Origin of the sequence: Methylobacterium sp. WL18, assembly GCF_008040015.1 — a bacterium.
In the GTDB taxonomy this organism is placed as follows: domain Bacteria; phylum Pseudomonadota; class Alphaproteobacteria; order Rhizobiales; family Beijerinckiaceae; genus Methylobacterium; species Methylobacterium mesophilicum.
Map to the genome: position 1 here is coordinate 1 of NZ_VRVD01001037.1, position 1,037 is coordinate 1,037.

General features: G+C 73.9%; 1 pseudogene. It reads right to left on the reverse strand.

From position 1 onward, the window contains the following. Positions 1 to 423 precede the first annotated feature (423 nt). A pseudogene (locus tag FV228_RS30705) lies at positions 424 to 1,037 on the reverse strand (MFS transporter); the annotation flags it as partial.

Genomic DNA, 1,037 nt, shown 5'->3' on the forward strand with positions numbered 1-1,037 from the left:
AGGTTGTGGCGGGCGCCGCGCCCCTGCGTGCCGCCGGGCTGCGTCACCGCGGAATCGCCGGAGGGGGCCAGAACGGTCTGCGCCTGCGCCGAGCCCGCGAGGCCGATCAGCAGGAGGGCGGGCAGGATCCGTACGGAGGTCATGGCGGTCATCTTTCCCGGGCGACGGGGCCCGAAGGCGGGCCTGGATCCTCGACGAGATAGGGTGCGGACCGCCGGGCCGTTAGGGCAAAGCCCCGACGGGCGTCACCGGCTCGCGCAGGACGACCCTGCGGAATGAGGGATCTGCCGGGCGGCGCCGTAGCCGTCGCGGGGCCGGGCGCCCTAGGGCGCTCTCCGACGAAGTGGCTCCGGTTCGTCGCAAGAGAGCGCGTCAAAACAGGAGCTTAGAGCCGTGCCCGACCCGACGTGGTCGGGCACGGCTCTAGCGCGCCACCGGCCGTCCCGACCGGCCGCGCGGCCCGCGCAGCACCAGCACGCAGCTGGCGGCCAGGGTCGCGGTGATCGCGGCGAACATGGCGTGGATCCCGTAGCCTTGGAGGATCGGCAGCAGGACCACCGGGGTCAGGGCGGCCGCGATCCGGCCGGTCGCCCAGGCGCAGGTGAGGGCCGAGGCCCGCAGGGCGGTCGAGAGCAGCTCCGTCGCGTAGATCGCGAGGACGCCGCCGTAGATCGCGGCGGCGGTGTTGAACGCCAGGCCGACCAGGACCAGGGTCGTGAAGGCCTCGGCGACGGCGAAGCTCGTGCCCAGGACCACCATGGCGCCCGCCAGGACGACCAGGCAGGCGCGCCGCTCCAGGCGGTCGATCACCGTGGCGGTGAGCAGGGTTCCGAGCGGCGGCCCCAGCATCGACAGCCCGGCGAAGACCAGGGATTGGTCGATCCGAAAGCCCTTGCCGATCATCACGACGGCGCTCAGCAGGGGAAAGCCCACCGTCGCCCAGGGACTGAGCCCGTAGAGCGCGACGAACAGCGCGGTCCGGCGCAGCTGCCGCGGCTCGGCCAGCAGCGCCCGCAGCCCCGCCCGCACCGGACCGG